Origin of the sequence: Onishia taeanensis, from assembly GCF_003268885.1 — a bacterium.
GTDB lineage: Bacteria > Pseudomonadota > Gammaproteobacteria > Pseudomonadales > Halomonadaceae > Onishia > Onishia taeanensis_A.
Genome location: NZ_QLSX01000015.1, coordinates 33,416 through 59,292 on the forward strand (window position 1 = coordinate 33,416; position 25,877 = coordinate 59,292).

At 60.9% G+C, this 25,877-nt stretch carries 21 protein-coding genes and 1 tRNA gene; 11 read left to right on the forward strand and 11 right to left on the reverse strand.

Translation table 11 applies throughout. The features are described from left to right. Positions 1 to 11: 11 nt before the first annotated feature. The 3 genes from BCL93_RS16135 to BCL93_RS16145 all read left to right on the forward strand — a co-directional run bounded on the left by BCL93_RS16135 (position 12) and on the right by BCL93_RS16145 (position 3,220). Positions 12 to 1,757: a DUF3141 domain-containing protein gene (locus tag BCL93_RS16135; protein WP_168709141.1), complete on the forward strand. Its 1,746-nt coding sequence runs from the start codon at positions 12 to 14 to the stop codon at positions 1,755 to 1,757. 172 nt (positions 1,758 to 1,929) lie between these two features. Then, positions 1,930 to 2,388 carry an ATPase gene (locus BCL93_RS16140; protein ID WP_112056322.1) on the forward strand — a complete coding sequence of 153 codons (459 nt, stop codon included), beginning with the start codon at positions 1,930 to 1,932 and terminating at the stop codon, positions 2,386 to 2,388. 109 nt (positions 2,389 to 2,497) lie between these two features. Next, the gene (locus BCL93_RS16145; protein ID WP_112056323.1) at positions 2,498 to 3,220 is read left to right on the forward strand and encodes a cytochrome c biogenesis CcdA family protein; all 723 of its coding nucleotides are present in this window, start codon (positions 2,498 to 2,500) and stop codon (positions 3,218 to 3,220) included. 265 nt (positions 3,221 to 3,485) lie between these two features. Here BCL93_RS16145 and BCL93_RS16150 read toward each other — a convergent pair. Together BCL93_RS16150 and BCL93_RS16155 are read right to left on the reverse strand one after the other, a co-directional pair. Further along, a tRNA-Ser gene (locus BCL93_RS16150) sits at positions 3,486 to 3,575 on the reverse strand. Between the two features lie 94 nt (positions 3,576 to 3,669). Further along, the gene (locus BCL93_RS16155) at positions 3,670 to 5,379 is read right to left on the reverse strand and encodes a potassium/proton antiporter (protein ID WP_112056383.1); all 1,710 of its coding nucleotides are present in this window, start codon (positions 5,377 to 5,379) and stop codon (positions 3,670 to 3,672) included. Between BCL93_RS16155 and BCL93_RS16160 the strand changes: the two genes are divergently transcribed. Together BCL93_RS16160 and BCL93_RS16165 are read left to right on the forward strand one after the other, a co-directional pair. Continuing rightward, entirely contained in the window at positions 5,369 to 6,772 is a 1,404-nt protein-coding gene (locus tag BCL93_RS16160; RefSeq protein ID WP_181463120.1) for an ABC transporter substrate-binding protein, read from the forward strand. The two genes, BCL93_RS16155 and BCL93_RS16160, sit on opposite strands and share 11 nt — an antisense overlap. Before the next feature lie 30 nt (positions 6,773 to 6,802). Then, positions 6,803 to 8,239, forward strand: a complete 1,437-nt coding sequence (locus tag BCL93_RS16165) for a 3'-5' exonuclease family protein (protein ID WP_112056325.1) — start codon at positions 6,803 to 6,805, stop codon at positions 8,237 to 8,239. On the opposite strand, the gene BCL93_RS16170 is transcribed toward BCL93_RS16165, so the two are convergent. The 3 genes from BCL93_RS16170 to BCL93_RS16180 form a co-directional block, all read right to left on the reverse strand. Next, entirely contained in the window at positions 8,236 to 9,012 is a 777-nt protein-coding gene (locus BCL93_RS16170) for an alpha/beta fold hydrolase (protein WP_112056327.1), read from the reverse strand. The two genes, BCL93_RS16165 and BCL93_RS16170, sit on opposite strands and share 4 nt — an antisense overlap. Before the next feature lie 85 nt (positions 9,013 to 9,097). Next, positions 9,098 to 9,772, reverse strand: coding sequence for a 7-cyano-7-deazaguanine/7-aminomethyl-7-deazaguanine transporter (locus BCL93_RS16175; RefSeq protein WP_112056329.1), 675 nt, complete (start codon positions 9,770 to 9,772; stop codon positions 9,098 to 9,100). 122 nt (positions 9,773 to 9,894) lie between these two features. Next, positions 9,895 to 11,391: an alanine/glycine:cation symporter family protein gene (locus BCL93_RS16180; protein ID WP_112056332.1), complete on the reverse strand. Its 1,497-nt coding sequence runs from the start codon at positions 11,389 to 11,391 to the stop codon at positions 9,895 to 9,897. 257 nt (positions 11,392 to 11,648) lie between these two features. Here BCL93_RS16180 and BCL93_RS16185 point away from each other — a divergent pair, with 257 nt between their 5' ends. Then, positions 11,649 to 13,253, forward strand: coding sequence for a Na+/H+ antiporter NhaC family protein (locus BCL93_RS16185; protein WP_220086302.1), 1,605 nt, complete (start codon positions 11,649 to 11,651; stop codon positions 13,251 to 13,253). A 188-nt stretch (positions 13,254 to 13,441) separates the two neighbouring features. Here BCL93_RS16185 and BCL93_RS16190 read toward each other — a convergent pair whose 3' ends face one another. Next, entirely contained in the window at positions 13,442 to 15,355 is a 1,914-nt protein-coding gene (locus BCL93_RS16190) for a propionyl-CoA synthetase (RefSeq protein WP_112056333.1), read from the reverse strand. A gap of 487 nt (positions 15,356 to 15,842) precedes the next feature. Here BCL93_RS16190 and BCL93_RS16195 point away from each other — a divergent pair, with 487 nt between their 5' ends. Further along, positions 15,843 to 16,169 (forward strand): ArsR/SmtB family transcription factor, encoded by a 327-nt coding sequence (locus BCL93_RS16195; protein ID WP_112056335.1) that lies wholly within the window; start codon positions 15,843 to 15,845, stop codon positions 16,167 to 16,169. A gap of 150 nt (positions 16,170 to 16,319) precedes the next feature. Here the strand turns inward: BCL93_RS16195 and sohB are convergent, their stop codons facing one another. Continuing rightward, complete coding sequence (gene sohB, locus BCL93_RS16200; protein WP_112056337.1) at positions 16,320 to 17,354, reverse strand: protease SohB; 1,035 nt, start codon at positions 17,352 to 17,354, stop codon at positions 16,320 to 16,322. A 207-nt stretch (positions 17,355 to 17,561) separates the two neighbouring features. On the opposite strand from sohB, the gene BCL93_RS16205 reads away from it, so the two are divergent. After that, positions 17,562 to 17,873, forward strand: coding sequence for an SCP2 sterol-binding domain-containing protein (locus tag BCL93_RS16205; protein WP_112056339.1), 312 nt, complete (start codon positions 17,562 to 17,564; stop codon positions 17,871 to 17,873). Between the two features lie 211 nt (positions 17,874 to 18,084). Here BCL93_RS16205 and nudC read toward each other — a convergent pair whose 3' ends face one another. From nudC to BCL93_RS16225, 4 genes are all read right to left on the reverse strand, one after another. Continuing rightward, a complete protein-coding gene (gene nudC, locus BCL93_RS16210) occupies positions 18,085 to 18,870 on the reverse strand; it encodes an NAD(+) diphosphatase (protein ID WP_112056388.1) in 786 nt (261 codons plus the stop codon). Beyond that, entirely contained in the window at positions 18,870 to 19,640 is a 771-nt protein-coding gene (gene dnaQ / locus BCL93_RS16215; RefSeq protein WP_112056341.1) for a DNA polymerase III subunit epsilon, read from the reverse strand. The genes nudC and dnaQ overlap by 1 nt, the downstream gene beginning before the upstream one ends. A gap of 189 nt (positions 19,641 to 19,829) precedes the next feature. Continuing rightward, a complete protein-coding gene (gene rnhA, locus BCL93_RS16220; RefSeq protein ID WP_112056343.1) occupies positions 19,830 to 20,291 on the reverse strand; it encodes a ribonuclease HI in 462 nt (153 codons plus the stop codon). Next, positions 20,284 to 21,057: a class I SAM-dependent methyltransferase gene (locus tag BCL93_RS16225; RefSeq protein WP_258396670.1), complete on the reverse strand. Its 774-nt coding sequence runs from the start codon at positions 21,055 to 21,057 to the stop codon at positions 20,284 to 20,286. Before BCL93_RS16225 ends, rnhA begins: the two co-directional genes overlap by 8 nt. A 457-nt stretch (positions 21,058 to 21,514) precedes the next feature. Here BCL93_RS16225 and gloB point away from each other — a divergent pair, with 457 nt between their 5' ends. The 3 genes from gloB to BCL93_RS16240 all read left to right on the forward strand — a co-directional run bounded on the left by gloB (position 21,515) and on the right by BCL93_RS16240 (position 25,600). Beyond that, positions 21,515 to 22,282, forward strand: coding sequence for a hydroxyacylglutathione hydrolase (gloB, locus tag BCL93_RS16230; RefSeq protein WP_112056346.1), 768 nt, complete (start codon positions 21,515 to 21,517; stop codon positions 22,280 to 22,282). Positions 22,283 to 22,350: 68 nt separating this feature from the next. Then, complete coding sequence (locus tag BCL93_RS16235; protein ID WP_112056348.1) at positions 22,351 to 23,526, forward strand: transglycosylase SLT domain-containing protein; 1,176 nt, start codon at positions 22,351 to 22,353, stop codon at positions 23,524 to 23,526. Between the two features lie 277 nt (positions 23,527 to 23,803). After that, positions 23,804 to 25,600: an extracellular solute-binding protein gene (locus tag BCL93_RS16240; protein WP_112056350.1), complete on the forward strand. Its 1,797-nt coding sequence runs from the start codon at positions 23,804 to 23,806 to the stop codon at positions 25,598 to 25,600. The last annotated feature ends 277 nt before the right edge of the window (positions 25,601 to 25,877 follow it).

Consider the following 25,877-nt stretch of genomic DNA (forward strand, 5'->3'; position numbering starts at 1 on the left):
GGCAAGTCACCATGACCGCCAACACAGCGACAGACAAGGCACCAACGGTCCGCCGGGCCAAGCGCAAGCGCCAACCGGCAGCATCACAAGAGCTGCCCGAGCAGATGGCCGCACCCGGTCCAGATGAGGTTACTGTCCCAAGCAACGCAGCAACGGAACTGCTCGCCTATCAGGGCGACCTGTGGCGGCGCGGTCTGCGCTACCTGGATACCCTGCGTGAGCGCGCCGATAAAATGCTCGAACATGAGCAGGCGGGTAAGCCGCCACTGCTCGACTTCGACTACGAGATGATCCTCGATGGTCGGCAACTGGCGCGGCCTGCCAACTATGCCCTGCTGCGCATCACCCGGGTCGGCGACGACTGCCTGGAGGACTGTCTCGACGAGAGCAAGCCGCCGGTCATGATCATCGATCCCCGCGCGGGTCATGGGCCCGGCATCGGTGGCTTCAAGCGCGACTCCGAGGTGGGCATGGCGCTCCACTTGGGGCACCCGGTCTACTTCGTGATCTTCTTCCCCGAGCCCGTTGCCGGGCAGACTCTGGAGGATGTGCAGCATGTCCTGCGACGCTTCGTCGAGACCCTGGGGGAGCGTCACCCCGGCAAGCCGCCGGTGCTCTACGGCAACTGCCAGGCGGTCTGGGCCATCGTCCTGCTCTCCGCAGACTGTGAGGGCCTGGTCGGGCCGGCAGTTCTCAACGGCTCGCCGTTGTCCTACTGGTCCGGCGAATCCGGGGTCAATCCCATGCGCCTGGCCGGCGGGCTGCTGGGAGGGGCCTGGCTGACCCACCTGATAGCAGACCTAGGAGACGGGCGCTTCGACGGCGCCCATCTGGCCGCCAACTTCGAGAGCCTCAAGCCGGCGAATACCTTGTGGCAGAAAGACTACCAGCTGTTTGCCGACATCGACGGCCAGCGCGAGCGGTTCCTGGCGTTCGAGCGCTGGTGGGCGGGTTTCTATACGCTAAGCAAGGAGGAGATCACCGCCATCGTCGAAAACCTGTTCATCGGCAACAAGCTCGAGCGTGGTGAACTGCAGATCTGCCCGGGGTGTACCGTCGACCTCAAGCACATCCGCAACCCGCTGGTGATCTTCGCCTCCAGCGGCGACAACATCACCCCGCCCCACCAGGCACTCAAGGCCGCTGGCCAGCGCATCATCTATCTGCTCAATCCGCATGTCGGCCATCTGGGGATCTTCGTTTCCGCCAAGGTCGCACGGCTGGAGCACCGGGCGATCCTCGAGAGCGTCGGCGAGCTGAATGACCTCGCGCCGGGGCTCTACGAGATGAAGATCGACAACCCCACCGGCGATCCCGACTGCCACAAGCCGCAGTTTCAGGTGCACTTCGAGGAGCGCCGCGTGGAGGAGCTGGACTACCCCGAGCAGGAACCGGCGTTCGAGCAGGTAAAAGCACTTTCCACGCACAATGTGGCCCTCTACGAGACCTTCGTCGGGCCCTGGGTACGATTGTTCGTTACACCTTGGTCCGCCGAGGCACTGCGTCAACTGCATCCGGCGCGGACCAGCCGGCTGATATTCTCGGAGCGGTTCGCGCCCTGGATGGGCAGCGTGAAGTGGCTGGCCGAGATAGTGGAGACCATGCCAACGCCGGTCGATAGCAACAATCCCTATCGGCAATGGGAGACCTTGATGAGCGAGGCGATCACCTCGACGCTGACGCTTGCCGGCACGAGTCGCGACAGCGTCTTCGAGATGGTGTTCAAGGGGCTCTATGGCCGTCGCCCAGCCCGATGAGTCGCGGCCCTACAGGGGCCAATGGATAGATCGAGGTCATTCACACCCTGCGCCAGCCGTACTTGATGCGAGTCATGGGCCAAGGCATCCGGCAAGGGTATCCTGCGAGAACCACCGCTTTGGTGCAGGCCTATCGCCGACCAAGCATCCTATAACACAAGAGGGCGTCAACATGCAAGTCGAAACCTTTCAGGATCTCATCGACTGGACCCGGGAGCTCCATGGCTTCCTGGCCAAGTGCCTGCAGCACTGCTCTGTACAGCAAGATGAACCCCGGGCCAAAGCGCTGCTTGAGTACCTTGCCACTCATGAAGCGAACCTGGAAAGTACCGTGGCGAGCTTCGAGCAGCAGGCCGATCCCAAGGCCCTGCATACCTGGGTCTATGACTACTTGCCCCATCCGCCCATCTCGCCCCATCAGGAGTGTGACCTGCCCTACGCCAACATGAGTTTTGATGAGATCTGTCGTGAGGTATTCGCCTTCCATGATCAGGTCGTCGAGCTGTATCAATATCTAGAAGGCCGCGCCGAGATCCCCGAGGCACGCACCTTGATCCAGCAGCTGCTGAAGATGGAGGAACACGAGGCGATGCGACTTTCCCAACAGGCCAATCGCGCCAGAGACCTGTAAGCGTGTATCTTGCTGAGGCCACAGCGCGCCATCATCGTCAATGCGGGTATCGGTGGAGCGGTACTGATGGTGATCCCATTTGCTACGTCGCACTGAAGGAAAGTGACTCGTGGAAACGCTCTCGTCCATTGGACTGATCGGCGCCCTCGTCGGCGGGCTGCTGTCGTTTTTCTCGCCCTGCACCCTGCCACTGCTGCCCGCCTATCTGTCGGTAGTCACCGGCGGCAGTGCCGGCAAGGCGGATCGGCGCTTCGAGGCGTTGCTGCTGAGCACCTTCTTCGTCTTCGGATTCAGCGTGGTCTTCATCCTGATGGGCCTGGGTGTGACCAGCATCGGCCAGCTTCTGCGCGGCTATCGTCAGGAGCTCAACTGGATCACCGGCAGCATTGTCATCGTGCTCGGCCTGTTCATGACCGGCGTGTTCCGACTGCCCGCCCTACAGCGCAGCTTTCAGTGGTCGCCCGAGTTGCGAGGGGGCTCCCCCATGGCAGCAACCTTCTTCGGCGTTTCCTTCGCCATCGGCTGGACGCCCTGCATCGGCCCGATCCTGGGCGCCATCCTGATGGCCACCTCGACCACCGCCAATGCCCAGGCCGGCATGCTCTATCTTGCGACGTACTCGATGGGATTGGCCCTACCCTTCCTGGCCAGCACACTGCTGCTCAACAAGTTCAGCCGCTATCGGGGCAGTCTGGGCAAGTGGAGTGCCTATGCCCGTCCGATCGCAGGCGTGATCCTGATTCTGATGGGGCTTCTGATCGTCTCAGGGACGCTAACCAGGCTCTCCAGCATGCTGGTGGACTGGTTCCCGGCCCTTGCCACCATAGGCTAAATGCTGCCTTCCTGAGACATCTTACCCTTTACACCACCCAATTCGGCACGGGTGAAACCCTACCAAGGATACTCAGTGCGCAGTTCGTGGCACAGAACCGTAAGCTCGGGTGGCAGTGATGAGCCGGAGACCTAACAGGAGAAATTGTCCGTGCTAGTCCAACTACATCTTGTAGGAGCCAGGTACAAAGTATGGGCTAGAGTATGGGCTGATAGAATTTAGACATAAAAAAAGCCGCTGAAATCAGCGGCTTATCTTTGTTTGGTGGCGGAGGGACAGGGATTCGAACCCTGGGTAGGTATTAGCCTACGCCGGTTTTCAAGACCGGTGCATTAAACCGCTCTGCCATCCCTCCGGCTTACGGATGCATATACTACCAGCTTCGCTTGATTCGTCAAGAGGCAGTTTGCGATCAATGCGTTACGACACAATGTCGCAACGGCCTGTGCCTAATAGTAGAGGCGCAGACCGACCCGGGTGATCTGATTACCGCGCATTTCGCTGACGACCCAGTGGAAGCCGTGCCAATCCACGTCATCGCCCACTACCGGATGCCCGCCGACGCGCAGTGACACGTATTCACCCAGCGTCATCTCCTGTTCACCGGGGCTTAACGTCAGGCCATAGGCCTCGGCCACGTCCGACATCAAGGCATCACCTTGCAGGGTAAAGGTGCCAAAGAAGGCGCGGGCGCGCTCAAGGTGAGCATCGCCATTGAAAAGACGATTCAGGGCCGGCAGGTCATCACTTCGGCCGATGACGCAGACCACATCTCCCTCACGTAGCCGAGTGCTGCCCTTGGGATGCAGCATCACATGCTGACGAAACATGGCCGAGATCAGAGCCCCCGAAGGAAAACGCAGCAGACGAATCGGCACATCGTTCAGGGCCTGATCCTCGACCTTATAGACGAACATTTCATAGTCGTTCTCCGGCAATACGCCGAGCGGTCCGCGGCGGTTCGGCGTGATCGTGGCGGGGACCTCGACCTTCATCCATCGTGCCATGAAGGGCAATGAGCCGCCCTGAATCAGCAGCGACAGCAGCACCACCGCAAAAGCGACATTGAAATACAGCGAAGCGTTCTCGACGCCGCCGATAACCGGGAAGATGGCCAGCACGATCGGCACAGCACCACGCAGCCCCACCCAGGAAATGAAACCGACTTCCCGCCAGCGAAACTTGAAGAAAGGCTTGATCGCGATCAGTACCGCCAGCGGACGCGCCACGAAAATCAGCGCGAGCGCGACCATCAGCGACGGTAGCGCGAACTCGAATACCTCACTTGGGTTAACCAGAAGCCCCAGCACCAGGAACAGCCCGATCTGGCTGAGCCATGCCAGGCCGTCGTGGACTGGCAGGATGAAATCAAGATGGCGCCCTGGCTGATTGCCAATCATCAGCCCCGTTAAATAGATGGCGAGGAAGCCGCTACCGCCCAGCCAACTGGTGGCGCCGAACACAAAGAAACCGAGTGCCAGCGCCAGCAGCGAATAAAGCCCCGGTGCCAGGTCCAACCAGCGCAGCAGGCGCGCGATGCACCAGCCGGCCCCCAGGCCGATCGCCAGGCCCAGGCCAAACTGGGACAGCAGGAACATCAGGGTGCCGGTCACGCCCCCCAGATCACCGACCAGCAGTTCGACCAGTGTCAGCGTCAGGAAAATCGCCATTGGGTCGTTGGTGCCGGATTCGATTTCGAGCGTGGCCCCCACCCTCTCGTTCAGGTTGATGCCCTGACCGCCAAGCATCGAAAACACGGCCGCGGCATCGGTAGAGCCGACAATGGCCCCGACCAGCAAGCCCTGGATCAGGGTAAGGTCGAAGACCCACATGGCAATCAGCCCCACCACGCCACTGGTGATGAAAACACCCAGGGTGGCAAGCGACAATGCAGGCTTGAAGCCCACGCGGAAGGTTTTCAAACGGGTGCGCAGGCCACCATCGAGCAGGATCATGGCGAGCGCCAGGTGGCCGATCAGAAAGGCCAGGGAGTAGTCATCGAACTTGATGCCCAGTACCCCTTCCTCGCCGGCAAGCATGCCAAGGCCGAGAAAGATAACCAGCAGAGGAAGCCCAAACAGGGTGGACAGGCGGCTTGCGAGGATGCTCAAGGCAATCAAAAAACCACTGAGCAGAAAGAGGGTGTTGATGCTGTCCATGATCATCCGTGGTCAAGCCAAACCAGCATGTATTATGTCACAGCCACGTGAAGCCAGCGACGTACTCACGCGGCAGCGGGTGGCTCATACATGCTCAAGAGGGATAAACTACTACCGAATTGGCCGATGGGCCCGACAAACCCTTTGCCTTGGGAGTCCTCAGTTGATGACAACGTGTTCGATGCTGCCATTCAGGCGCACCGCCCGACTCACGAGGCTGATGCTAGCCATGCTGCTGGCGGCGACATTGGCGATCGCTCCCGCCTGGGCCCAGTCGGCCGACGACAAGACGCAGACTCAAGCGCCGTCGGCTTCAGACGAAGCCTCGACAGAAGCGTCGCCGCAACCCTCTCCGCAATCCTTGCCTGGCGAGGCCGCAAGCGGCGACTCACCGAGTGCATCCAAACAAGATGCCCCCTCCGGCAGTGAGCCCAAGACAACGGAGACAGTCATCGAAGTTCCCTCGGTGGTGCAGGGGTCTCCTGAACCCATAGAGCCGCCGCCGACACGCGAATTGCGCTTGGTGCTCGACTGGTACCCATCGCCCCAGCACGCCGCTCTGCTGATTGCAAAGGCGCATGGTGAACTCAAGCGTCGTGGAGTGTCGCTGACCATCACCACCCCGGCTGACCCCAGCGTGCCGGCGAAACTGGTGGCAGCCGGACGTGCCGATCTGGCGGTAGGACGCGAGCCGCAACTGCACATGCTGATCGACAAGGGACTACCGCTGGTGCGTGTCGCCACCCTGATTGACACCCCGCTTTCTTCCCTGATCGTCCGTGAAGACAGCGACATCACCGACATCACTGACCTGGCGGGCAAGACCCTAGGCTATGCCTTTCAGGACAGCATCAACCCCGTACTTGCGACGATGCTGAATCATCACGGCATGACGTTAAACGACGTAACGCTCGAGAAAATCGACTTTGCCATGGTGCGCGCACTTGCCGAGAAGAGCGTCGACGCATTAATTGGCGCACCTCGCAACGTCATACCGGCGCTGCTCGGCCAGGAAGGCGTTCCCACCCGCCGCTTCCTCCCCGAGGAGCACGGCCTGCCGCTGCATGACGGCCTGGTACTGATCGCCAACCGGGACCACCTGAATGCCAAGCGCGATGACATCGACCATTTGCTTGGTGCTCTCGAGGAGGCCACCAATTGGATGATCAACCACCCGGATGAGGCTTGGGCCCTGCTCGTCAATCAGGAGCCAAGCCTTGAGAGCGACGCCAATCAGCAAGCCTGGGAGGCAAGCCTTAGACGCATGTCGCCAAGCCCAGCCATGCTGAATGACAGTCGCTACGCCAGTTTTGAACACTTCCTGAAGAAAAAGGCATTCATCGACGAGATCACTTCGTTAAAACGTCTCGCCGTGGACCCTGGCTCGTCGTAAGCATTACCGTTCACCATCAGGAAGGGCCATATGACCAAGGTTTTTCTGGATCTGGAAACCACCGGGACACGCACCACTCGGGATAGAATCACCGAGATCGCCGCCCTGAAGGTTGAAGAAGACTGTGTGGTGGAGCGGTTCGTGCAGCTGGTCAACCCGGGCCAACCGATTCCCGCGCAGATCCAGCGCCTGACCGGCATTTCGGATGCGATGGTGGCAGATGCCCCACGCTTTGCTGACCTGGCCGACGCCTTGCGCGACTTTCTCGGTGACGCCGAACTCGTCGCGCATAACATGCGCTTCGACTACGGCTTTCTGCGCAACGAGTTTGCTCGCGCTGATATCTCTTTTCGCGCCTCGACGATCTGCACCCTCAAGCTGTCCCGGCGCCTGGCGCCCGAACACCCACACCACAACCTGGATGCCTTGATCGAACGTCACGGACTTACCGGCCATCAGCGTCACCGAGCCGAAGGCGATGCCGAGGCGTTGCTCGCACTTTGGCAGCACTGGCAACACCAGGTGGATGGCGATCACTTCGCCTCCCTGATCGCTGGTCAGCGACGTATGCCGAGCCTGCCAAACCAGCTCGACCCCGGTTTACTGCAGGAGATCCCTGAACGCCCCGGGGTCTATCTGTTCTATGGGCACAATCGCTTGCCGCTCTATATCGGCAAGAGCGTCAATCTGCGTGCCCGGGTGTTGTCGCACTTCCATGACGACCTGAGTCAGGACCGCAAGATGCGGCTCACCCAGCAGATTCAGGATCTGGAGTGGCAGGAGACGGCAGGCGATCTGGGGGCCCAGCTTCTCGAAGCACGGTTGATCAAGACCCAGCTTCCCATCATGAATCGTCGGCTGCGTCGCCAAGGCCGGCTGATGGGTTGGCAATGGCCGCAAGGCGAGAAGGCGCCGAGGCTGGTGGCGGCTGAGGAAATCACGACGCACCCGCAGGTACCGTTGTACGGCCTATTTCGCGCCGCCAAAGAGGCACGGCAGGCACTCAAGCAAATCGCCGAGCACCATGGGCTCTGCCCGCGCCTGTTGGGACTGGAAAAGGGACGCGGGCGCTGCTTCTCGAGCCAACTGGGGCGCTGTCGTGGCGCCTGCCACGGCGAAGAACCCAGAGACGTCCACGACGCTCGCGCTCGGGAGGCCCTGGAAAGGCTACGGGTGCAGCACTGGCCCTGGCCCGGCCGAGTCGCCATCGGCGAGGGTACCGCTGCCAATGCCGAGGGCACGCTGGCTTGGCACCTGGTCGATCATTGGTGCTATCTGGGCAGCGTCGAAACCCTGGATGAAGCGTCTCTGGCGGCACTCGACGACCAGCCGGTTGCCTTCGATATCGACACCTACAAGATCCTCAGCCGCGCCCTGGGTAAACACAGGGATGGGGACAAAGCCGATGCATCGCTGACAATTCACCGGCTGGACAGCGACGATGCCCCTCAGCCGCGAGAGGACTAATCGAGCGACTCGATAAACTCGCTCACGGACCGCTGGAAGGCCGTGGGTTGCTCGGCATGCAGCCAGTGACCGGCATCCAGGGTCGCAATCTGCGCTGACGGCAATACCTCTTTAACCGCCGGCACCAGGTCATCGGTCACGTAATTCGAACGTCCGCCGCGCAGCAGCAGGCTCGGGCCTTCGAAGGCGCCCTGCCCGGCCGGCTCGCCACGAATGTCTTCATACCCCGCCTCGATCTGATCGAGCCCGATCCGCCAGCGCATGCCGCCCGCCTCATCACGCTCCAGGTTGGTCGCCAGAAACATGCGAATCGCTTTTTCGTCGATGTACTCGGCCATCAAGGCGTCGACCTCACGGCGGTTGGCCGGGTCGCTTGCCTCGACATGGCGCAATGCCTTGAAGATCTCATCGTGACCGTGGTCGTAGGTGACCGGGGCGATATCGGCGATGATCAGCGAGGCAACGCGCTCAGGCGCCAGGCGCGCCAGGCTCATGGCAACCTTGCCACCCATCGAGTGCCCCAACAGATGACAGCGTGCGATCTCCAGGCGGTCCAGCGCCGCCAGCACATCCTCGGCCATGGCCTGGTAGGCCATGCCTTCCAGATGCGGCGATCGTCCGTGATTTCGCAGGTCCAGCGCCACCACTCGGTGGCGACGCTCCCACTGTTTGACGTGAGAACGCCAGTTGTCGGCGCTGCCCAGCAGGCCATGAATGACCACCAGCGGCGTGCCTTCTCCGCCGCTGTCGAGGGTATGCAATTCCGCTGTCATGAGATCTCCTCTATCGATGAGGGACGGTGAACGTCAGTGAAAGCCCGTGAAAGACATAAAGCAAAGCCGGTAACCGTCCCAGGCGTCACCTGGCCATTGCCGGATCGCGATCGCGTTGCCCCGTCCAGGCCACCAGACGGCGACTCAGCCAGCCAAGCAGCAGACCGTAAAGCGGCAGGAACAACAGCAGGCTGATGCCGAGCTTGATGCTGTAATCGACCCAGGCAATTTCCGGCCAGTTTTCGGCCATGAAGGCATCCGGGCTTTCGTGGAAGGCGATCGAGAAAAAGGCGAAGGTGTCCGCCAGATTGCCAAACAGCGTCGACACCGCCGGTGCGACCCACCAGGCACGCAGGCGCCGCAACCGGTCGAAGACCTGAATATCCATCAACTGGCCCAACACATAGGCCATGAAACTCGCCAGGGCAATGCGCCCCACGAACAGGTTCCACTCCGTCAGAGCCCCGAATCCAGCAAAACTGCCCTGAGGGAAGATCACCGACACGCCGTAAGACACCAGCAGCGCCGGTAGCATCACCCGGGCAATGATCATTCGCGCCGGCCCCTTGCCAAAGAGTCGCACCGTCAGATCAGTGGCAAGAAAAATGAACGGGAAGCTGAACGCGCCCCAGGTGGTATGGAAACCAAACAGCGTGAAAGGCAGTTGAACGAGATAGTTGCTGGCGGCAACCACCGTAATATGAAATGCCACCAGAATGGCCATGCAGCGGCTGGCTTGGGCGGGGGTCAACGTGAACATCGGTCACCTTTTTGGAAAACGGAGGGGTGAGGGAACCCTCGAAACACAGGGCGCCACGGCATAAGCCGTGGCGCCCTTCGTGCAGATCAGTATACCCGCTCACCCGAAGGGGTGAAACGCGCTTAGCGCGCCTGAGCGGGCTGGTTGCTCTCGGATGTGGCCGAGGCATCGCGCTCGGGCCAAGCCTTGGGATCAACCTTGCCGGCAAGCTTGGGGAAGCGGCGCGGATCAAAGACCGGCTCCACGCCGGCGCGCATCTGGCGGTCGTAATCCTTGAACAGCGCCACGGCCAGCGGCGACAACAGCAGAATCGCCACCAGGTTGATCAGCGCCATCATGCCCATCGACAGGTCGGCGAAGCCCCAGATGGCCTTCAGGCTACTCACCGAGCCGATCATCACCATTGCCAACACCGCCAGGCGGTAAATAAATACCGCAGTACGTGCGCGGCGCGGACCGGCCAGATACTCGATATTGCTCTCGCCATAGGAGTAATTGGCAATCACCGAGGTGAAGGCGAACAGCAGGATGGCCACAGCGATGAACATGCCACCCCAATCGCCCACGTGAGAAGACAGCGCCATCTGAGTGAGCTGAATGCCGTTGGGTGAATCACCGCTGTCCATCATCGGGCCGGAGATGATGATGATCGCCGCCGTCGCGGTGCAGATCACCAGAGTGTCGAGGAAGACCCCAAGCATCTGGATGAAGCCCTGGGCCGCCGGATGGTTCGGTGTCGTGCTGGCGGTCGCAGCGGCATTGGGCGCCGAGCCCATACCGGCTTCGTTGGAGAACAGGCCGCGCTTGATGCCCTGCATCATGGCCTGTGCCACGGCATAGCCCACCGCGCCACCAGCGGCTTGCTCGATGCCAAAGGCACTGCGCAGGATGGTCATGATCGCACCCGGCAGTTCGGACGCATTCATTGCCACCACGACCAGGGCCAGAGCGAGATACAGCACCGCCATCAGCGGCACGATCAGCTCGGCAACCTTGGCGATCGATTTCAGTCCACCGAAAATGATCGGCGTGACGACCACCACCAGGGCCACACCCACAATCCAGGTCGGCACTTCAAAGGCCTGCTCCATGGCAAGTGCAATGGAGTTGGCCTGCACACTGTTGAAGGCAAGGCCGAAAGCGATGATCAGGCACACCGAGAATGCCGTAGCCAGCCAGCGGGAGCCGAGCCCACGCTCAATATAGTAGGCCGGACCACCGCGAAACGTCTGGTCACCGTGATTGACCTTATAGGCCTGTGCCAGGGTCGACTCGACGAAACTGGTCGACATGCCGACGATGGCCGTCATCCACATCCAGAAGACAGCGCCGGGACCACCGAAGTAGATCGCGACCGCCACACCGGCCAGGTTGCCAGTACCCACCCGCGCAGCCAGGCTGGTCGACAGGGCCTGGAAGGAAGAGATGCCTTCGCCGCCTTCACGAGAGCGCCTGAGCAGCTTGAACATGTGACCGAAATAACGGAACTGAACGCCGCCGGTCATGATGGTGAATAGCAGACCGGCACCGATCAGTAGATAGATCAGCACGCTGCCCCAGATCAGGCCGTTGCCGGCGCTGACCAGTTGGGTAAAGAGATCAGAGAATGAAACATCCATGGTAACGCTGGGCACCCTGTGTCGTGTTGGTGCCCGCCATTCTTCATAGAATGGATTTATGCGCAAGTATCTCCATGAAACGAGGTTTCTTGTCGCCCATCCGCCAGGCTTTCACGTATCCGCCCTATTTTTTACTGTGGCTACCTTTCGTGTCTTTCTCCCACCCCGCCACTCGGGCATAATCCGCGCCCCAGTGCCGCTGTATCATTCTCTTCTATAAAAAATCGCGCCCTGCGCCCGACACGATATCAATCATCATGGAACTGACCTCACACGCCACCTCGTATCTGTCCTTGCTGGCACCGCTGGTCGCCATCGGCATGGCAGTGATCACCCGTCGCGTACTGCTCTCGCTGACGATGGGCAGCCTGGTCGGCGACCTGCTGCTCAATGACTTCCAGCCGCTGGCGACCCTTGAAAGCCTTGCCAGACGGCTGATCGGCGTGTTCTGGACATTGCCCGAGAGCGATGCCACCGGCCTAGGTAACGCCAACATCTGGAACCTTTCCATCCTTGCTTTCCTGCTGCTGCTGGGCGCCATGGTGGCACTGGTCACCCTGTCCGGCGGCACCAGAGCCTTCGGTGAATGGGCACGTGAACACGTCAGAACTCGCCGTGGCGCTCAGGTCACCACGGTCGTGCTGGGAGCGGTCATTTTCATTGATGACTACTTCAATAGCCTGGCAGTGGGCAACATCAGTCGCCCGCTGACCGACCGCCAGGGTATCTCCCGCGCCAAGCTGGCCTACCTGATCGATTCCACTGCTGCGCCGGTTTGCGTGATCACCCCGATCTCCAGCTGGGGCGCCTACATCATCAGCCTGGTCGGCGGTGTACTCACCGCCCATGCAGTCACCGATATCACGGCGCTGCAGGCCTTTCTGGAAATATCAGCGCTGAATTTCTATGCCATCAGCGCCTTGGTGCTGGTCCTGCTCAGCGCCTGGCTGGATCTGGATATCGGCGCCATGCGCCGCCATTCCGACATGGCCCGCCAAGGCCAGGTGTTCGACGCCTCGCGCGGCGAGCCGCCCGGCAACCTGACCATCGAAGAGGCGCAAGGCGGCCGCACCCGTGACCTGCTGCTGCCGATCCTGATTCTGGTAGCGGCCACCGTGGCGATGATCTTCTACACCGGGGCGGCGGCACTCGATGCCGATGGCCTCACCTTCAGCCTGCTTGGCGCCTTCGAGCAGACCGACGTCGCTCGATCGCTGCTGGTCGGCGGCGCCGTGGCGCTGCTCGCCACCCTCGCCATGTTGTGGCCTCGCTCGTCGGTGCGCCGTCGCACGGGATTGGCCCTGCTGCACGGCATTCACAGCATGTTGCCGGCGGTGTACACCCTGGTACTGGCCTGGCTGTTGACCGGCATCATCTCGGATCTGGGCACGGGCGCTTACCTGGCAAGCCTCGTCGAAGGTGTCCTTGCCGCCCAATGGTTGCCAATGCTGCTGTTCGTGCTCGCTGGCATCATGGCGTTCGCCACCGGCACCAGTTGGGGCACCTTTGGCATCATGCTGCCCATCGCCGGCGACATGGCCGCCGCCACGGATCTCGCCATGCTGCTGCCGATGATGGGGGCGGTGCTGGCCGGCGCCGTTTTCGGCGATCACTGCTCACCGATTTCCGACACCACCATCCTGTCCTCCACCGGCGCTGCCTGCCATCACATCGATCATGTACTCACCCAGCTGCCCTATGCCGGCCTGGGGGCGTTGTCCACCCTCGCCGGCTATCTGACGCTTGGCCTTGGCGGCACAAACCTCCTGGCCCTGATCGTGACACTGGCTACCCTTTCACTTGCCGTGGCCTGGCAACACCAGCGCCAACTGAATAGCCGACAGAGCCAGGCGACGGCCTGACACAAGCCTGTTGGATATTTAAAAGCTACCCCATCTGCCGACATGCCATAAAAAAGGCCGCCCTCTCTAGAGGGCGGCCTTTTTGCTTTGCAGGCCTTGGGTGCGTGGCGGCGCTCACCGCCCCTACTGGCGATTAGGCAGCGCCATGCACCCATGGCTCGCTTGAGACCCGGTGTCTTCCAAGGCTATTAGTCCCGTGGCTTGGCCTGCGCGGCCAGCCCCAGGTCACGGTCGCACATCAAGTCATGCACTTCCTGCAGGCTGGTCGGATCATCGATGGTAGAGGGAATCGAGAATTCCTTACCATCGGCGATGGTGCGCAGCAGCTTGCGCAGGATCTTGCCCGAACGGGTCTTGGGCAGACGATTGACCACCAACACCTGCTTGAGGCTGGCAATGGCGCCGATTCGCTCGCGCACCAGCGCAATCAACGCCTCCTCGAGGGCCGGCTCATCGCCGTCGAAACCGTCCTTGGGAATGACGAGGCCTACCGGCACCTGCCCCTTGAGCGCATCGTGAATGCCGATCACCGCGCACTCGGCCACCGCCGGGTGACCCCCAAGCACTTCTTCCATCTCGCCGGTGGAAAGCCTATGCCCGGCCACGTTAATGACGTCATCGGTGCGCCCCATGATGAACAGGTACCCTTCATCGTCGAAGTGGCCGCCATCACCGGTCAGATAAGCGCCCGGGAAGGCCGACATATAGGCATGCTGAAAGCGCACCGGGTCGCCCCATATGCCCACCAGGCAGCCGGGCGGCATTGGCTCACGAATCACCACGCTGCCTTCTTGTCCCGCCGCGACCGGGTCGCCATCGCGCCCCAGCACCTGCACATTGAAGCCGGGTACAGGGAAGGTCGCCGAGCCTGCCTTGCTAGGCATGGGGGCCAGCCCCTGAAGATTGGCGACAATCGGCCAGCCGGTCTCGGTCTGCCACCAGTGGTCGATCACGGGAATCTTCAACAGATCATTCAGCCAATAGTACGTCGGCGGGTCGAGCCGCTCACCGGCCAGGAACAGCGACTTGAGGCAGGAAATGTCGTATTTCTCTAGCCACTTGCCGTCCGGGTCTTCTTTCTTGATGGCACGAAAGGCCGTAGGTGCGGTAAAGAACGTCTTCACGCCGTATTCGGCGATCAAGCGCCAAAAGGCGCCGGCATCGGGCGTTCGCACCGGCTTGCCTTCATAGACAAGGGTGGTGCAGCCACGCAGCAGTGGCGCATAGACGATGTAGGAATGCCCCACCACCCAGCCAACGTCAGAGGCCGAAAAGAACACTTCACCAGGCGCCATGTCGTAGATGACGTCCATTGAATAGTGAAGGGCCACGGCGTGGCCGCCATTATCACGCACCACGCCTTTGGGCTTGCCGGTAGTGCCAGATGTGTAAAGTATATACAACGGGTCGGTCGCCTTGACCGGCACGCAAGGAGCCGGCTCTGCCTGAGCAACCAGAGACGCCCAGTCATGGTCTCGAGCCCCCAGCTTTGCAATGGCCTGATCGCGCTGCAGAATGACGCAGGCCTCAGGCTGGTGCTGGCTCTGCGCCAGCGCTTCATCAAGCATTGGCTTATAGGGAATGACCCGGTCGATCTCAATGCCGCAGGAGGCGGCTATTACCACCTTGGGCTCAGCATCGTCGATGCGCAGGGCAAGTTCGTGAGGGGCGAAACCGCCAAACACCACCGAATGGATGGCCCCCAGCCGAGCGCAGGCATACATGGCTACGAGGGCTTCGGGGACCATGGGCATGTAAATCACCACACGATCGCCTTTGCTGACTCCTAACCCGGCCAGCGCACCGGCAAACACTGCCACCTCATCACGCATTTCACGATAGCTAAGACGTCTACGCTGCCCGGTGACGGGAGAATCCCACAGCACAGCAGCCTGCTGCCCACGGCCCTGCTCGACATGATAATCCAGGGCGGCATGGCAGGTGTTCATCTCGCCATCCACGAACCAGCGCGCATGGCCATGCTCGTCATAGTCGAGAATCGTCTTGGGCGGGGTGATCCAGGGAATGCGATGGGACTGTTCTGCCCAAAAAGACTCGGGGCGATCGATGGCATGACGATAGGTGTCTTGATAGCGGCTCATGGCAGTACCTTAAATGGAAATGAGCATCCTGGGTGTACACAGAGAAGTAGCCACATGCGGCCTCTGTGCGAACCGATTGTTGACACTCTAGAGGTTTTGCCACGATTTTCTCTGCGACAATGGGCTAACCATTCGCCTTTACGCCAAAATTGTTGACAACGGTCAAGGTATCGGTGGCTGTCATTGGTGCATGCCGCCCCGCTTGTAGACGTTGATACTGCGTTGGCCTTAAGGGATTCATGCTTGCAGTGTTAATAAAACTTTACTAAACCCATATTGATGATTCGCTTAATGAAGCGACAAAATCCGTCCGATTGCCCAGTAGGCAGCATCGTTATTGACCGACGAGCATCGTGATGAACGACACGCTTGGTGCCGTCCAACAGCCAGGGAAGGTGATCTTTCGGCATTACCCTAACCTGCGTGTTCTGCATGCGCCGCTGACGATCCGTCAGGCGCACGGACCGCACAGCCAGGAGGTCACTTCATGAGCTCGCGACAACCCGCCATTCAACTGCTCGAAGCCGGCGACACCGTCTTGAGCGCGGCGACTTCGTTGCTCAAGGCCATGGCAAACGAGAACCGGCTTCGCATTCTCTGCCTGCTCGACGGGGCCGAGCTCTCTGTTTCCGAGCTCAACGCCCGCTTGAGCCTCAGTCAATCGGCGCTTTCTCAGCATCTGGCGATTCTTCGCCGCGAAGGCATGGTCACCACGAGACGCGCGTCACAGACCATCTATTACTCGTTAAAGGGCAACCAGGCGAGGGTCATCATCGACGCCATCAGCCGCCTTTACCTGGGCAACCCTGCCTGAAGCACCAAGCACAGCTGTCGTTGAACGCAAAACGCCCCGAGCCAAGCCTCGAGGCGTTTTCTTTTGCAGCATCGGTCATATGCTCGGCGCGGCTACTTGGCCAGTGCGTGCGAGAGGCCAGCCCAAGCTCACCTGTCCCAGGTCATCGCCCTAGCGCTTGAGCCATCGGCTGGCGTCAACGGCCTCCAGCAGCCTTGTGACACCGCGCTCCACGCCCGCCGAGAGTGACAGCCCCAGGCGCTCGGGAAGCCTCTTCTGCGCTTCCAGTCGCACCGAAAGTACCCGTGCGTCCTGCATACGAGCCAGCAGGTACGCATCGCTGGTCATGACCTCATCGGCCAACCCTTTGTCGACGGCCTCTCGGCCATACCATATCTCACCGGTCGCCAGCTGCTCGATATCCATTGACGGACGCCGTTCGGCGATATGGCGCTTGAACAGCTCATGGGTATGTTCGATATCGGCAAGAAACTTGTCTCGACCCTCTTCGGTATTCTCGCCCAGCACCGTCAGCGTGCGCTTGTAGCGGCCGGCGGTCAGCACTTCGACATCGACATCATGGCGTTTGAGCAGACGATGCACATTGGGTACCTGCGCCACTACCCCAATCGAGCCCAGCACCGCGAAGGGGGCGACCTGCAACCGGTCTGCGCAGCAGGCCATCATGTAGCCGCCGCTAGCGGCCACCTTGTCGACGCAGATCCGAGTCAGGACGCCCGCATCACGCAAACGATCCAGCTGCGCGGCAGCGAGACCATAGGCATGCACCAGGCCTCCCGCAGACTCGAGGCGCAACACCACTTCATCGCCCTCAGCAACGACGTCCAGCAAGGCGGAAATTTCCTCGGCAAGACGCACCGTCCCCGAGGCCTTCAGATCACCGTGGAAGTCGAGTACCCAGACATTGCCGCAGGGGGATTCTTCGCCGTTTTTCTTGCGCGAATGCTTATCGTCGCGACGAAAGCCCTTGAGCAGCCGCTTGCGGCCCTGTGGCTCGGTCACCGCCATTTTCAGGCGCCGTACCCGCTTGCGCTGACGAAGGTTGAGCTCTTCGACGCGCAGTTGTGAGCCCGCTTCCCCCTGACCACGACCTTTACTTACCATGACCATGATGGCCGCCAGCATCGCCAGCAATGTCAGGACCTGAGCAAAGAACAGGGCGTAGTCCTGTATCCATTCGTTCACTGCGATCTCCTTGAGTACGCGTCTTATCAGTCAGTTGATTCCATCATTCTGCCGGCAAACGGGAAAGCTTTTCATCAGGTTGACATATAAAGTCTTGATCAGAACGCTCGTTTTAAATAGCCTCAACCACTATAGTAGTCGTCCGTGCCAATACCGTTTTCATCGCTGAACTCGTCACAGCTGAACTCGTCATAAACAGGATTCGTCATGACCGACAATGTACTCGAGAAACTCCAGACACGCTTCGACCCTCAGGCGGCACAAGGCATGGACGATGTATTCCAGTTCCATTTCAGCGACAAGGGCAACTACTATCTGGTGGTCAAGGATGGCAGTCTGGATATCCTAGAAGGCGAGCACGAAGACCCGTCAGTGACGCTGACGATGTCCAGCGACACACTTAAGGGCGTGATGAGCGGTGATATTAGTGGCATGAGCGCCTTCATGAGCGGCCAGCTCAAAGCCACCGGCAACATCATGCTGGCCACGCGCCTGAATAGCCTGTTCCCCAGCCGTTAAGCCGGCTCGACGGGTTGCCATCCGCTAGCCTTTGCCGATGGCAACGTCCGTAGGATTGTCGACGAGCTACTCTCACAGCCCTATCCACAAAGCCCTATCCGCAACGCCCTATCCGCAACGCCCTATCCGCAACGCCCTAGCCGCACAGACCTGCCTGCGAAGCACTCTTGGCAAACGCGTGTCTGCAACACACTACCCTACCCTGACTGTCTCATTGACCGCGGGCAGAGACAGATTTGAGATGTGTGTCGATCAACTGCCGGGAGATGGAAAATGTGGGCGGCAGTTCGGGCAGATTCTCCGGCAAGAACCATGCAGCATCGGCGATTTCCCGATCATCGATGCGAATATCACGGCTCGCCGCTTCGGCGAAGTACCCTAGCATCAGCGAGTGCGGGAACGGCCAGGCCTGGCTGCGGAAATAGCTGGTCCGCCCGACCGAGACCCCCACCTCTTCAAAGACCTCGCGCCGTACGGCCTCTTCTGCCGACTCCCCCGGTTCGATAAACCCCGCAAGGGTTGAATAACGCCCCACCGGAAAACGCGGACTGCGTCCCAGCAACATGGCGTCACCGTGGGTCACCAGCGTGATGATGCAGGGGGAGATGCGGGGATAGTTGCGGTGCCCGCAGGCATCACAATGCATCGCGAACTCCCAGGCAACATGCCGCGCACGGCTCCCACAGCGGCCGCAGAAGCGGTGATTCTGCCACCAGCTGGCGACCTGCAACGCGGTCGACAGCAGCGGAAAATAGGCGTGAGGCATGTTCGCCAGCCAGGCACGGCCATCAGGCCAGTCTTCGGCGGCCTGAGGATTGTCATCATCGAATACCAGCGCGACCGGCTCATCGCGCCAGTAGCCCAGAGGCAAGGCCTCGGAGGACCAGGGGCCGGGACCCTGAAGGGGGGTGCCATCAACCCCGGGGGCAATTCGGCCGCGATGTAGGTGAAGCGTCCATCCGGACGTCGCCCCCTTGGGGAGAATACGTTGAAACATCAGTGCGCCTCGCCTTCGGCAGAGCCAGGTGCCGGCGACCATCCGGGCAAACTGTCCCAGGCACACTCTCCTGATGCCTCGCGAATGCCCGCCAGCTTGGCATGATGCGCCGCCAACTCGGCGTCGTTGGGCGCTACGACCGCAAGGCGAGGCCGCTGTTCGTCCAGGCGCCGGATGCCGCTGCTTTGCTGGGAGTTTTCTTGCTCATTGCTGGACTGCGCATCGAGGGTCAGCGCCGTTTGCCCACCGGTCATGTGCAGATAGACATCGGCCAGGATCTCAGCGTCCAGCAAGGCGCCGTGCAGCACTCGGTGGCCGTTTTCGATCTGGTAGCGCTTGCACAAGGCATCGAGGCTATTGCGCTGCCCCGGGTGCATCTTGCGCGCCATGACCAGGGTGTCGAGGATCCGGCAATGCTCGGCGACGGGCCCGAGGGTCACGCTGCGCTTGGCGTTGAGCAGCGAAAGCTCATTATCGATGAAGCCAACATCGAAGGGCGCATTGTGAATGACCAGTTCGGCACCTTCGATGAAAGCCCAGAATTCATCGGCGATGGCCGCAAAGACCGGTTCGTCGGCTACCCGCTCATTGGTAATGCCGTGAATCCCGATCGCTTCTTCTTCGATCGCCCGCTGCGGGTTGATGAACTGATGATAGGTCCGCCCGGTCAGGCGCCGGTTGATCATCTCCACCCCCCCGATCTCGATCAGGCGATGTCCATCACGAGGGTCGATGCCAGTGGTCTCGGTATCAAGAATGATCTGACGCATGGTGTCTCTCTTTCTAGGAACGGGCTTTCTGGGTCGCGGCGGACGCTGATAACCGCGCCGGCATGAAGCGCAGTCGGTTCTAAAGACTGTCGTCGTTCTAAAGAGTGCTGAACGACGCTAATGCTGAACGGTGCTGAAGAGCGATGTAGGCCAAAGGCGTTGCAGCCGCCGCATGAGGGAGAACGGACTTCAGGCGCGCGACGCCTGGTGTTCGTCAATGGCCTCATTGGCCAGGGCATCGGCCGCTTCATTGCCAGGGTGGCCGCTATGCCCCTTGACCCAGTGCCACTCGATGCGGTGACGGTGAGTCTCGGCCAGCAGTTCTTTCCATAGTTCGGCGTTTTTCACCGGCTGACGAGAGGCCGTTTTCCAGCCCTTCTTTTGCCAGCCGTGGATCCACTCGGTGATGCCTTTGCGCAGGTATTGTGAGTCGGTCCACAGTTCCACCTGGCATTCTCGCTTGAGCTCGCGCAGCGCCATGATCGCCGCCATCAGCTCCATGCGGTTATTGGTGGTTCTGGCTTCAAACCCCTTGAGGCGTTTCTCGTGATCACCGCTTTTCATGAGAGCTCCCCACCCTCCCGGGCCAGGATTGCCACGACAGGCTCCATCGGTATAAATCGTTACGCGGGGCAGTGCGGTGTCAGTCACCCTCGGTCATCCTATCGGGTTGTCGTGCCAGGCCGGTGGCGCGCCCCATGCCGGCGGCTCCCAGCGAAGAGCCGAGTGTCAGGCGTGGCCGCTGAACCGTTGCCAGCTGCGAACGCCGCCGGGCACGTATCATGAACGTATCCCCGAGCGGCAGATTGTAGCGCCGCCCCAGGGCCTCGAGACCGGCATTGCGGGGTGCACCGCCAGGCCAGTGAAAACCGCAGTAGTCTACCCGCTCGATCTCGAAATCGACAAATGCCAGCCAGTCCTTCAGCCGGCCCGGGGTGCGCCAGTGTCCGCACCACGGCAACCGTCGGCGCCTTTTCGGCAGTAGACGACTCCAACCGGAGACTCCCTGGGGGCTCCAGCCAAAGATGAGCAAACGGCCATCATCCGCCGTGACCCTGGCCGCTTCCTGCAGGACATGATGGGGCTGATCGACCACTTCAAGCAGATGGTGAATCACCACCAGCGACAGGGATTCATCCGGCAAGGGGAGCTGGTTGGGCGTGCAAACCAGCGTAGAGGGGTGTTCGGCCAGTTCTCGGGTCGGCGACCACTGCATGGCATGATTGATCGGGCACATGTCGGTAAGACGGGGCGCCATGCCAAGCTCGAGGCTATGGGCACCAAACAGCCGCTCGCACACCGGTCCCAGGCAGGCGCGCTCGGCGGCCCAGTGCGCGCGACCATCCTCAGTGGACCAGTAGCGGCGGGCGTCTCGTACCATTTGTGCCAGCAATATCGGATCTGGTGAATTTGACACGCTATGCCGAAGCCTCCAAAGTAGCGACTATTTTTGACGTCGGCCACCTAGCCTTTATCCAGAGTGGCCTGCCATGGAGTGGCGGCAGACTGGCAAGTTCGTTCCTTTTGAACGTACTGTCTGTCTCGAACGGCCTCTGTATTGCACAGGGTCCTTTTGACACCAAGAACCGGTTCGATTGCCGCCGCCACCAGACATCGCTCTCTAAAGTACTGGGTACTGTCAGGATTCAAGGCAGAATCGCCATGCCGACAGCGTCATGGCTCAATCAGGATGATGGCGCGAGCAGATGGTACTGAGGCAGATGGTACTGAGATAGTACTGCAGGGACAGCTAATGCATAAAGACGTCACCTAGCGTCACCATGCTCGTCTGGCCACCCGTTCGCAACTGCTGAAAGCAATATAGCAGCAGGCGCCGCCCGACATGACGCAGCCATAACCGAGGACACTACCCCATGCTGAGCGTGACACCGATCCCGGCCTTCAACGACAACTACATCTGGCTCCTTCGCCAGGACACCAGCGACAAGGTGACGGTTGTCGACCCGGGCGATGCTGCGCCGGTCATCGAGATCCTTGAGCGCGAGGGTTTGACGCTTGCCTCAATCCTTATTACCCATCATCACCATGACCACACCGGCGGACTTCCCGAGCTGATCGAGCGCTATCACCCCCGCGTGATCGGCCCGGACAACCCGCGCATCGACGGCATCGACGAGCGCTTGGGCGACGGCGACGAATGCTTGGTGATGGGCCGCCGCTTCGAAGTGATAGCGGTACCTGGCCACACCCTTGATCATATCGCCTTCTTCGCAGCCGGTGTGCCACCGCTGCTGTTCTGTGGTGACACGCTGTTCTCAGGGGGCTGTGGCCGACTATTCGAGGGCACGGCAGAGCAGATGCATGCCTCGCTGTCTCGCCTAGTCGCCCTGCCCGGCGACACCTTGGTGTTCGCTGCTCACGAATACACGCTGGCCAACCTGCGTTTTGCCAAGGCGGCCGATCCAGATAATACGCTGCTGGATGCCTATCAGCGCGACTGTCAACGCGCCCGTGAGCTGGAGCGCCCGACGCTTCCCAGCAACATGGCCCGCGAACTGCAGATCAACCCCTTCCTGCGCAGCGATCAGCCCGGCGTTCAGCGGGCTGCCGGCTCACAAGGTGATGCCGACACCCCCCTCGCCACCTTTACCACGTTGCGCGCCTGGAAGGATGCCTTTTAAGTCATCCCGATCCTGATTCCATTGCCCCTGGACGCAGCACTCTAGCGCCCTCGAGGACCCCTACTTCTATGTCAACCTATATCACTGCGCGGCGCCGGGCCATTTGCCTGGCCGGTACGCTTTTCATCAGCAGCATGACGCTGGCTGCCGTAACCGCCAAAGCCAGCACTTTTCACCCAGGCCAGGCAGCCAGCGGAGAACGCCAGGGCCTTCAGGTTATCGACCAGACGAACAAGACGTTCTGGGATGCCCTGCTCCTCGAGCCACCGGGATTCTGGGAAGTACTGCGCCAGCGCTTTGCCTGGCAGGATCAGATCGATCATCCCCGCGTACAGGAGTGGATCGATCATTATCAGCAACATCCCGAAAGCATCGCCGACATCATCGAACGCTCGCGGCCGTGGATGCACTGGATCACCAGTCGAGTGGAAGCTCGTGGTCTGCCCGGCGAGATCGCGCTCCTGCCCTTCATCGAGAGTGCCTACGATCCCAAGGCACGCAGCCATCGGGGCGCATCCGGCCTTTGGCAGTTCATGCCGCGTACGGGTGACGCCCTCGGGCTGACCCGCACCCGCGGCTATGACGGCCGCCTGGACGTGGTCGCCGCCACCGAAGCGGCGCTGGACTACCTCGAAGGGCAGGCCGCACAGTGGTATGAGGGCGATATGGAACTCTCGTTGGCGGCTTACAATGCGGGTGCTGGCACGGTCAATCGAGCCCGCCGTGACGCAGCGAGCCGGGGCGAGCCGACCGACTATTGGCATCTTCGCCTGCCCGGCGAAACCATGAACTATGTGCCCAAATTGCTGGCGATCTCGGCGATCATCAATGATCCCGACCGCTATGCGCTGTCTCTGCCGACCATCAACAATAGGCCTACCGTCGCCGCGGTCGAGGTCGACGTGCCGCTGAGTCTCGAGCGCCTCGCGAAGATGGCCGACGTCAGCGTGCGCCGCCTGAAATCGCTCAACCCGGGCCACCTGGATGGCTTCGTTGATCCAGCTTACACGCCTGAGCTGGTAGTACCTGCTGACGCCAAGGATACCCTGCTGGCCAACCTGGATGGCGTTTCCACCGGCACCGTCCGCTATGTGGTTCGCCGTGGCGACAATCTTTCGGTCATCGCCGACCAGCACAACGTCAGCCTGGCGTCCCTTCGCCAACGCAACGGCCTCAATGGTGACATGATCCGCGCCGGTCAGACGCTTTACATTCCCAATCAGACGATTCTTGCCTCCAACTAGGCGTTGGCTGATCCCCAGCTAGACATGGCCTGAGTGCTGATGAGGCCACACCGGAAAAGCCTCTTCGGCTGACCGGCCCCTCGCCCCCTGGGGCAAGGGGCGTGGTGGGACTCAATAGAGTTTACAAGTAGCGCGCCGGCTGACACTTTAGCGGCTGGGCTCACGTCATCAGAGGTGAGCCGCCTGACCGGATTCAAGGACGTCACCGATGACCACTGCTGCTCTTCCCCCTCGCACCCGATCATCTCGCTGCCGCTTCACGGCCCCCTGGATCGCCATGGCTGGCCTGGTCCTTCCCGCCGTCGCACTGGCATCGCCCAAGGTAGCTACCGTGCATGGCCTGGCGCTTTATGGGGAGCCCGCCCTGCCCGCGGATTTCAGCCATTTTTCCTACGTCAATCCCGAGGCACCCAAGGGGGGCAGCCTGTTGCGGGCCGCGATCGGCGGCAGCTTCGACTCCACCAATCCCTTCATCGTGCGAGGAACGCCCGCCGCCGGCCTGAACCAGATCTATGACACCCTGCTCGAGAGCAACCCCAACGAGACCTTCTCGAGCTATGGGCTGCTGGCCGAGGGCATCCGTCTTGACCCACAGCGCCGCTGGATCGAGTTCGACCTGCGCCCCGAAGCGCGCTTTCATGACGGCGAGCCGGTCGAGGCCAGCGACGTGGTGTTCAGTTTCGAGACGCTGACTGAGAAGGGCCAGCCCTTCTATGCGGGCTACTACGAAGACGTGACCAAGGTGCGAGCGCTGGATGGCGACACCGTGCGCTTCGAGTTCGCGCCCAATAATTCCCGCGAACTGCCGTTGATCATTGGTCAACTGCCGATCCTGCCCGAACATTACTGGGCCGATCGCGACTTCACCGCCACCACGCTGGACCCGCTGCTGGGCTCGGGGCCATATCGAATCAGCGAGGTACAGCCGGGCCGACGCATTGTCTATGAGCGAGTCGAGGACTATTGGGGCAAGGACCTGTCTGTGAACCAGGGTCGTCACAATATCGACGAGCTGGTCTATGACTATTATCGGGATCAGACCGTTGCCCTAGAGGCCTTCAAGGCCGGCAACCTGGACATGCGCATCGAGTCCAGTGCTCGCCAGTGGGCCACCGCCTATGACTTCCCGGCTGCCGAGAACGGCCTCGTCAAGCAGCTGAACATACACGATGGCCAACCCTCGGGCATGCAGGCCTATGTGATGAACCTGCGCCGTGAAACCTTCAAGGATCCCCGGGTCCGAGAGGCCATCAATCTGGCCTTCGACTTCTCCTGGCTCAACGACAATCTGTTCTATGGTGCCTATGAGCGCACCGAAAGCTTCTTCGAGAACTCGCCCATGGCGGCCAGCGGTCTGCCCTCCGAGGACGAGCTCGCGCTTCTTGAGCCCCTCAGGGATCAACTGCCCGCATCAGTTTTCGAGACCCCGCTGCCGCTTGAAGAACCTGAAAAGCTGCGCCCGCGCCTGGCCAAGGCCCTGGAGCTGCTCAACGAGGCCGGCTATGTAGTGCGTGAAGGGGTGATGACGCAGGTGGAAACCGGCGAGCCGCTGAGCCTAGAAGTGCTCCTCTACGACACCCAGTTCGAACGGGTCGTCCAACCACTGCTGCGCAACCTGGCCCGGCTAGGAGTGCAAGGCGACATCCGCATCGTCGACGTCAACCAGTACCTGAACCGCCTGCGTAACTTCGATTACGACATGATTGTCGGCAGCTTCCCGCAGTCGAACAATCCCGGCAACGAGCAGCGTGAATACTGGACCAGTGCCTATGCTAACAAGCCCCAGAGTCGCAACCTCATCGGCCTGGAAAACCCGGCCATTGATTCGCTGGTCGAGACACTGATTCGCGCCGACAGCCGCGAAGAGCTGAATACCGCCGCCCGCGCCCTGGACCGCGTACTGCGCCATGGATTCTATGTGGTGCCTCAGTGGTATCTCGACAAGACGCGCATCGCGCTGTGGGATATGTTCGACTATCCCCAGCCGTTTCCAGAGTACAATCTGGACCTGTCTGCCTGGTGGGTCGACCCGGAACGGGAGGCCGAAATCCGCAAGCGACAGCGCAGCCGCTGACCTAGACTGCCCTCTGGGCCAGGCCGGACAGTTTGTGCCTGAAGATGAGTGCGTAAATAAAGACGGGAGCTTACATGCTGGTGCCTAGGTTCTCTGACTTAAGCTCTGTTGCTTAGGCCCTGATGGCCCTGATGCTTAGCTTCTGGTGCGGGCTGAAGACGTTGCATTGATATGGCCCGTCGTCCCCATTTCCGCGGTCTGATCAAACAAGACCGGCGATAAAGGCCGGTCATACTCGATCAGGGTCGCTTCACAGACATTATTGCTGGAACGCTGA